6 protein-coding genes are annotated in these 5,096 nt (G+C 32.2%); all 6 read right to left on the bottom strand.

Annotated elements, in window-relative coordinates; translation table 11 throughout:
• Nucleotides 1-149: 149 nt before the first annotated feature.
• Nucleotides 150-2,387: a heavy metal translocating P-type ATPase gene (locus CXF67_RS07895; RefSeq protein ID WP_102088262.1), complete on the bottom strand. Its 2,238-nt coding sequence runs from the start codon at nt 2,385-2,387 to the stop codon at nt 150-152.
• A 91-nt stretch (nt 2,388-2,478) separates the two neighbouring features.
• Complete coding sequence (locus CXF67_RS07900) at nt 2,479-3,048, bottom strand: helix-turn-helix domain-containing protein (RefSeq protein WP_102088263.1); 570 nt, start codon at nt 3,046-3,048, stop codon at nt 2,479-2,481.
• Nucleotides 3,049-3,230: 182 nt separating this feature from the next.
• A complete protein-coding gene (locus CXF67_RS07905; protein ID WP_102088264.1) occupies nt 3,231-3,740 on the bottom strand; it encodes a GNAT family N-acetyltransferase in 510 nt (169 codons plus the stop codon).
• 168 nt (nt 3,741-3,908) lie between these two features.
• Nucleotides 3,909-4,130 carry a DUF7220 family protein gene (locus CXF67_RS19300; protein ID WP_102088265.1) on the bottom strand — a complete coding sequence of 74 codons (222 nt, stop codon included), beginning with the start codon at nt 4,128-4,130 and terminating at the stop codon, nt 3,909-3,911.
• Nucleotides 4,120-4,839, bottom strand: coding sequence for a metallophosphoesterase family protein (locus tag CXF67_RS07915; protein ID WP_102088266.1), 720 nt, complete (start codon nt 4,837-4,839; stop codon nt 4,120-4,122). The genes CXF67_RS19300 and CXF67_RS07915 overlap by 11 nt, the downstream gene beginning before the upstream one ends.
• A 69-nt stretch (nt 4,840-4,908) precedes the next feature.
• The coding region (locus tag CXF67_RS07920) for a helix-turn-helix domain-containing protein (RefSeq protein WP_145990399.1) at nt 4,909-5,096 on the bottom strand (188 nt) is incomplete at its 5' end.

Raw genomic sequence — 5,096 nt, forward strand, 5'->3', positions numbered from 1 at the left:
AATAGCCCTAAACCAAATACTATTCTTACGATGTTATTAATTTTTGTTTTCATAATTTCTTAAAGTTTTATTTGTTATTGAATACAAAGGTAATTTGCCCTTAAGGGCAATGCCTTATGCTTTTTTGCAATTGTTTTATGATATTTTGTTTAAAGTTTACTGGATTTTAGCCGCAAGCTGTTTGCTACAACAGAGACTGAACTAAATGCCATTGTGGCACCAGCGATCATAGGATCTAATAGGAAACCATTAATTGGATAAAGAATACCTGCTGCTATTGGAATACCAACCACATTGTAAATAAATGCCCAAAATAAATTCTGACGAATTCCTCGAATGGTGTTGGTGGAGAGTTGCAGCGCTTTAGGAATGGACTCCAAATCCGATGTGATCAATGTCATTTTGGCCACATCCATTGCAATATCCGATCCGTGTCCCATGGCTATGCTCACGTCTGCCTGTACTAAAGCATGAGAATCGTTAATACCGTCTCCAACCATCGCTACAATTTGTCCTTGATCTTGTAGATTTTTCACGAAATCTGCCTTATCCGAAGGTAAAACTTCTCCTTTATAATCTGTTAATCCTACTTCCTTGGCTACAGCTTTAACGGTTTGATTATTATCTCCCGTTAGCATATAAACTTTTATACCTCTATTTATGAGTTTACTAATGGCTGATTTTGAAGAGGCTTTAATTTTATCAGCAATAGCAATAACTGCAACTATTTGCTCTCCAGAAGCGAAAAATATAACGGTCTTTGCCTCCTCTTGCCATAGGGTTGCTTGGGCTAACAAAGTTTCATTTGGTGCAATCTTTTTATCCTGCATTAATTTGAGGTTTCCGACATAGAATTTTAATCCATCATGGGTAACCGCTTTTACTCCTTTTCCTGTAAAACTCTCAAAATTTGCTAGTTCAACAGCTATAGTTCCGGTTTCCTTAATCTTTTTAACTACTGCACTTGCCAGCGGATGTTCTGACTGGGCTTCAATAGACATTAATATACTAGACAACTTATCCTGATTTGTATTTTTGGCCCAAATCATGTTTGTAACAGTAGGTTTTCCTTCAGTAATAGTGCCTGTTTTATCCAACACTACAGCATTAACCTTATGTCCTAACTCTAAACTTTCAGCGTCTTTAATTAAAATGTTGTTTTCCGCTCCTATGCCTATGCCAACCATAATTGCTGTAGGGGTAGCAAGACCAAGGGCACATGGACATGCAATAACCAATACTGCAACTGATGTTAGTAAAGCATGAGTAAAAGCATCATTGCCACCAAATATCATCCATACAATAAAGGTCAAAATAGAAATACTCATAACAACAGGGACAAATACTCCTGCAATTTGATCTACTAGTTTCTGAACAGGTGCCTTACTGCCTTGTGCTTCTTGCACCATTTTGATAATTTGGGAAAGCAATGTTTCACTACCTACTTTTTTTGCTTCAAACTGAAAACTTCCTTTTTGGTTCACCGTTCCTGCAAATACTTTTTCTCCTTTGTTTTTTGCTACAGCTATTGGTTCTCCCGTAATCATACTTTCATCAACATAGGAGTGACCGGTAGATACTATTCCGTCAACTGGGATTTTTTCACCAGGACGTACCAAGATAATATTTCCTTTTTCTACGGATGCTATTGGTGCTTCTTGCTCTACCCCATCAATAAGAACTATTAATGTTTTAGGTTGAAGTCCCATTAATTTTTTAATGGCTGATGAAGTATTAGATTTAGCTTTTTCTTCCATTAATTTACCTAGTGAAATAAAAGTAATGATCACGGTTGCCGCTTCGTAATATACATGAGGTTGAATACCTCTCGCTTGCCAAAATTCTGAAAAAAGTGTGTTAAATAAACTAAACAAAAAAGCAACACCGGTACTTAAAGCCACTAAGGTATCCATATTAGCTTTTCGGTACTTTGCTTGTTTCCATGCATTAATGTAAAAAACACAACCAAAATAAAAGAGAATTGGTATTGTGAGCCCTAATGAAATCCATCTCCCTGGAGCCCATTCCATAAAGAACATTCCTATTATAAATATTGGAAATGTTAGAATTGCTGACCAAATTGTTCTCTTTTTTACAGCTTGATAATGCTTACGTTGCAGCTCTGCTTGTGCTTCGATTGGATCTTCTACATTTAGAATAAGATCGTAACCGACACTCCGCAAGGAGTTTTGTATATCGGTCTCCTTTATGGCATCATTATATTCTATTAATACCGAATTAGAAGCAAAATTGACACTTGCCTGACTCACTCCTTCTGTATTAGCTAAAATGGACTCTACGCTGGAAGCACAAGCTGCACAGGTCATACCAGTTACTGGAAAGGATTCTTTTTTTATTTTTTTATTCTCTGAAACTAATGTATCCATATTTTTAAAGTATTCAAACTAGGATACAAAAGTCGGAAGGTTACATTAATTAGTTATTATGATATTATGTTCTCCTTTTATAAGATTTTGACTAAAAACTATCTAAATGATTTCGATTTGGTTTTTTTTGGTTTTTAAATTGAGTAGGTGTCATACCTGTCTCTTTTTTAAATTGAGAAGAAAGATATGCTACACTACTGTAGTCCATTTGGAATGCTATTTCAGATAAAGTAAGTTCATCATAAAACATTAACTCCTTTACCTTTTCAATTTTCTGGGATAACACAAATTTCTCGATAGTAATTCCTTCTACAGATGAGAACAAACGACTCAAATAACTGTAATCATGATGTAATTGGTCACTTAAATAATTTGACAAGTTAATATAGATAGGCTCCTTCGAGTAATGAATGGAATTAATAATTAGAGTTTTTATTTTACCAATCAACTTTGACTTGGTATCTTCTAACAATTCGAAACCTCTTTCAGATAATTTTTTATTCAGTTTTTCTTTTTGGTCTTTGCTAATCTCTTGTTGTGTAATAACTTCCCCTAACTCGATTGAGCTTATATCGATATTTATGTCATTAAAAATGCCTTCAACTGTTTCTATACAGCGAGGGCATACCATGTTTTTTATGTGAACTGTTTTTCTTTGCATTTCCCTTTTTTACATTGCATACGTCTCGTCTATGGTTAGTACGGGAATTCAAAGTAATTAATTTCCGATTAAGCACTTAGCCGACTTTTTAATTTTTTCTTTACTTTAATAGGCACGCAAAATTGAAAATTTTGTGGACTTTGTAAAATGCACTTTTTTTGGGTTAGGCACTAAAACCCGTATTAACTATAGTCATTGTTGTCAGTAGTGTTTTTATATTCATTTTCAAGGATTGACATTATTATCAAATTCTCAAAATCGTCATCAATCAATACGCATTCTCTTAATTTCCCTTCATCTTTAAACCCTTCTGTTTGGTATAAATGCCTTGCTCTTTCATTTGTCTCCAACACATCCAACCATAACCTATGACAATTCAGTTTTTCAAAGCAATATAGTTTGAGTTTTATTATTGCTAATCGACCATAACCTTTTCCTTTTTCGCTAATAATTATTCTACGAAATTCAATGTTCCTGTTTTTGTCTTTTAGCCCTGCGAGTATTACAAAACCAATAATTTTATTGTTTTCTGATTTTAAAAGTAGGTGTTCAATATTCACATCCTTTATGAGATTTTTATGTTCTTCTCTTGAGTTTGGGAAAATAAATTGCGAATTTTCACTATCCATTTCCATTGATATTATGTTACCAATATTTGATTCTTGAGTTTTAGAAATTAATAGGTCAATCATTTTTCAATATTATTCTGCTCATTTCGCATTACTACCAATGGTCTTCTTTATGAAAAGTAGCGGATTTTTAAGCACTAACTTTTCGGAAAGTAAGATACTTAATTAAAGATAAAAATGGTTCAGGCTAGCACCTAAACCCCTATTTTTTACATACGTTGTTGTAACCAGTTATTTTTCATCATAGCTTTGTTTCTTATTAAAGTATCTCCTTAAAATATAGTTTCTTAAGATACTTAAAACTGTTAAATAGATTGTTATCAAGGTGTTTTTACCCGAGTGGTTTTCTATTCCTAAAACCGGAAATATTATATGTAATGAAATTATGGTGACTAAAAACCCAACTGTCTCATTCGCCAAGCTTTCAACGAAAGATTGCTTTTTAGTTTGCATTATTTAGAATTTTAACTTCTGAAGAGAGTTCGTTATTTTTAAGTTGAATAATTCTGTAACCAGAAATAGCAGTATTTATTTTTATTTCAGAAATGTCTTTTTCAATCTGAAAAGCAACTGCTGGTGTAATGTATTGTGTAATGTTTTTATACACTAAAGTACTTTCCGTATGATAATGACCACAATAAATAGTGATTTCATTTAGTATTTCTGTTAATATTGTAGTGACGTTTTTTTGGTTTTTTAGCCTTCCTATTTCATCTACTTTTAAATTAAACCCAATAATTGGATGATGAATGAAAATGATAATAGGTTGAGATGATATAAGCTCTTTTTTAAGCCAAACGAGTTGTTTGGCGTCTATACTTCCTGAAGAAGAATCTAAATAGATAAACTTGAAATAATTTTTGATAACACTCCGATAGATTTTTTTTGAATCATAATTTGCTCCCAAATTATAATGTTTAATGATTTCTGTAAAGTTATCGTGATTACCTAAGGTGATTGAAAAATTTAACTTTTTAAGTTGCTTGAAAAAATATATAATACCTTTTTCTCCAATGTCACCTGTACACACAATATCATTAATATCATTCTCTTTAATATTTTTTAGAATACTATCAAATCGTTCTCTTGCAGATATTTGGTCTTCAAAAGGAAACTGTTCGTCCAGATGTAAATCCGTAATATGTGCTATTTTTTTAATCATTTACCTTTAGTTTTCTTAAACCAAAAGTAGAGTAGTTTTTTAATGTTGATTTATAAAATCTTGCTGATTTTATAAAGTTTTCCTGAATTGAGTTGGTGATAATCCGATATGCTTTTTAAATATGTTAGAGAAGTATGATGTAGTGTCAAAGCCACATTTAAAAGCAATTTCAAAAATAGAATCCTTTGAATACTGAAGTTTGTTTTTCGCTTTTTCCAAACGAATATTTTTTAAATATTCAAAAGATGTATTTCCAT

This window comes from Psychroflexus sp. MES1-P1E (assembly GCF_002836055.1).
Lineage (GTDB): Bacteria > Bacteroidota > Bacteroidia > Flavobacteriales > Flavobacteriaceae > Psychroflexus.

Bases quoted from the DNA above. Each gene is read 5' to 3' on its own strand.
- CXF67_RS07900 (WP_102088263.1), bottom strand. From the start codon at position 3,048: ATGCAAAGAAAAACAGTTCACATAAAAAACATGGTATGCCCTCGCTGT.
- CXF67_RS19300 (WP_102088265.1), bottom strand. From the start codon at position 4,130: ATGCAAACTAAAAAGCAATCTTTCGTTGAAAGCTTGGCGAATGAGACA.
- CXF67_RS07895 (WP_102088262.1), bottom strand. From the start codon at position 2,387: ATGGATACATTAGTTTCAGAGAATAAAAAAATAAAAAAAGAATCCTTT.
- CXF67_RS07905 (WP_102088264.1), bottom strand. From the start codon at position 3,740: ATGATTGACCTATTAATTTCTAAAACTCAAGAATCAAATATTGGTAAC.
- CXF67_RS07915 (WP_102088266.1), bottom strand. From the start codon at position 4,839: ATGATTAAAAAAATAGCACATATTACGGATTTACATCTGGACGAACAG.